The sequence below is a fragment of the Clostridioides sp. ZZV15-6598 genome, from assembly GCF_020657705.1.
Classification (GTDB): Bacteria; Bacillota; Clostridia; order Peptostreptococcales; family Peptostreptococcaceae; genus Clostridioides; species Clostridioides difficile_F.
Map to the genome: position 1 here is coordinate 1 of NZ_JAGWCS010000248.1, position 2,323 is coordinate 2,323.

The 2,323-nt window shown below is 29.1% G+C and carries 4 protein-coding genes; all 4 read right to left on the reverse strand.

The window, feature by feature from the left end; genetic code table 11:
• Window positions 1-86: 86 nt before the first annotated feature.
• Window positions 87-305 (reverse strand): hypothetical protein, encoded by a 219-nt coding sequence (locus tag KGF50_RS21205; protein ID WP_227849895.1) that lies wholly within the window; start codon window positions 303-305, stop codon window positions 87-89.
• A gap of 59 nt (window positions 306-364) precedes the next feature.
• Window positions 365-844 (reverse strand): C-GCAxxG-C-C family protein, encoded by a 480-nt coding sequence (locus KGF50_RS21210; RefSeq protein WP_227849896.1) that lies wholly within the window; start codon window positions 842-844, stop codon window positions 365-367.
• A gap of 46 nt (window positions 845-890) precedes the next feature.
• On the reverse strand, window positions 891-1,934 hold the full coding sequence (arsB, locus tag KGF50_RS21215) for an ACR3 family arsenite efflux transporter (protein ID WP_227849897.1): 1,044 nt from the start codon (window positions 1,932-1,934) through the stop codon (window positions 891-893).
• A 74-nt stretch (window positions 1,935-2,008) separates the two neighbouring features.
• Window positions 2,009-2,323: metallophosphoesterase family protein (locus tag KGF50_RS21220; protein ID WP_227849898.1), on the reverse strand; the 315-nt coding region annotated here is incomplete at its 5' end.

Consider the following 2,323-nt stretch of genomic DNA (forward strand, 5'->3'; position numbering starts at 1 on the left):
CCTGGACATTTTCCAGTACAAACACACATTATAAAACCTAATTTTTCTTTTTCCATAACAAACAAATCCCCCTTTAATCTTAATATCTAGATAGTATTTTTCATATGTTTTGATTTTAGTTCTTGTTCCTTTAGTAGTAAATGTTGTAGTGGGTTTAATAATTCACCTTCTTCAAATTTAAATTCAATATAGTAAAGACAATTATTTTCTATATTTGGTGATTTCTGTATTCGTTTGTACTTCATACACTCTATTTTTTCATCTTCTGTTTTTGAACTAATACCACAAGTTACACAATTTTTCATTGACATTCCTCCTAATTAAAATCATTCTTGCATATCATATATTAATTTTTTAAAATCAACTATTTAATTTTTACATTTAGTTCCCTACAAATTATTCTTGCTGTTTCCTCTGCAACTTGGCCTGTAAATAATATGCATTGATCCATATGTTCTTTTGTTCCAAGGGTCATTCCTTTTGTAAGAACTCTACAGCATAAAGACTTATTTTTTCCTTTAAAAAAGTCATGTAATTCTTTTGATAGCTCCATAGCCTTATTTACTTTTTCATCTTTAGCCTTGCTTCTACCAAAAAATAATCCTAAAGCCATTATTCCACCAGTTACAGCTCCACAGGTACAACCTGATCCACCTACTCCAACTGGAAATCCTGATGCCATAGATATGATTTCATCTGTTATGTCCAATTCAAACACATCTTTTATAACTTTAACTATTGCTTCTGAACAATAAAAATCACCATTACGATAATATTGTTCTGCTGTAACTCTTACTTTTTCTAAGTCTATACTTTTCTCAAATTCTGCTACATTACTGTTCATAATACTTTATCCCCCTTGTTATATAATTAATTTTTATCTATATTATTCATTTTACAAACCAGTGTTTAGTTTTATTGGCTATAGAAACGAGTAAAAGCATTACAGGAACTTCAACTAGCACTCCTACAACTGTTGCAAGTGCAGCTCCTGAATTAAGACCAAAAAGGGATATTGCAACTGCAACTGCTAATTCAAAGAAATTACTAGCTCCAATCATACCTGCTGGTGCTGCCACATTATGAGGTAATTTCCAAACTTTACTCCATAAATATGCCAAGAAAAATATAAAAAATGTTTGTATTGTAAGTGGTATAGCTATTAATAATATATGAGTTGGATTATCTATAATCTTTTGACCTTGGAAAGCAAATAAAATTATTAGAGTTAATAATAATCCTATAATTGTTACTCCATTAAACTTAGGTAAAAACTCGTTTTCAAAATAATCTAACCCTTTCTTATCAACTATAAATTTTCTTGACAAATATCCTGCGGCAAATGGTATTATAACAAATAAGACTACAGACAATAAAAGTGTATCAATTGGAACAGCTACATCAGTCACTCCTAATAAAAAAGCTACTATAGGTGCAAATCCAATTAATAATATAAAATCATTAACTGCAACTTGTACTAATGTGTATGCTGGATCTCCATCTGTTAAGTGACTCCAAACAAATACCATAGCTGTACAAGGTGCTGCTCCTAAAAGTACAGCTCCTGCTAAATACTCTTTTGCAAGATTACTAGGTATATAATTTTTAAATACTATAACTAAAAAAAAGTATGCTATTATATACATTGTAAATGGCTTTATAAGCCAATTTGTACCACATGTTACCATGAGTCCTTTCTTTTGTCGTGCTGCATTTTTTATAGATGTAAAATCTATTTTTAACATCATTGGATATATCATAAGCCATATAAGTATCGCAACTGGTATAGATACTTGAGCATATGTAAATTTATCTAAAGTCTTAGGTATTTGTGGTAGATATACTCCAATTGCAACACCAATAATGATGCATAAAGCAACCCAAATTGTAAGATATTTCTCAAATACACTAAGTCCTACTTTTTTATCACTCATATTTAAAACAACTCCTTTATATGAACATATTCGTTTGTTTGAACATGTAAACTAAAAAATTTTATTTTCTATTATTACTTTGAAGAACCTTCTCTTATAAGTCTTGCAAATTCATTGGGAAGTATTTTATTTTTCTCTATTTCAAGTGCCATTTTCTCAAAATCATAACATACTTCTATTATCTCAACTTCTACTTTTAATTCTTCTTCATCTAAATCATTTTCATTTTTTACATCAATTATTACATAATTTGCATTAGGTTTGTTAGTTTTTGGCTTTCCTACACTTCCAGCATTTACAAGAAGTTTATCACCATAGTATTTAAAATATGGTACATGAGTATGGCCACAAATTAATATATCCTCAGATATTTCACTCATAATTTCGTC

Bases quoted from the DNA above. Each gene is read 5' to 3' on its own strand.
- KGF50_RS21205 (WP_227849895.1), bottom strand. From the start codon at position 305: ATGAAAAATTGTGTAACTTGTGGTATTAGTTCAAAAACAGAAGATGAA.
- KGF50_RS21210 (WP_227849896.1), bottom strand. From the start codon at position 844: ATGAACAGTAATGTAGCAGAATTTGAGAAAAGTATAGACTTAGAAAAA.
- arsB (WP_227849897.1), bottom strand. From the start codon at position 1,934: ATGAGTGATAAAAAAGTAGGACTTAGTGTATTTGAGAAATATCTTACA.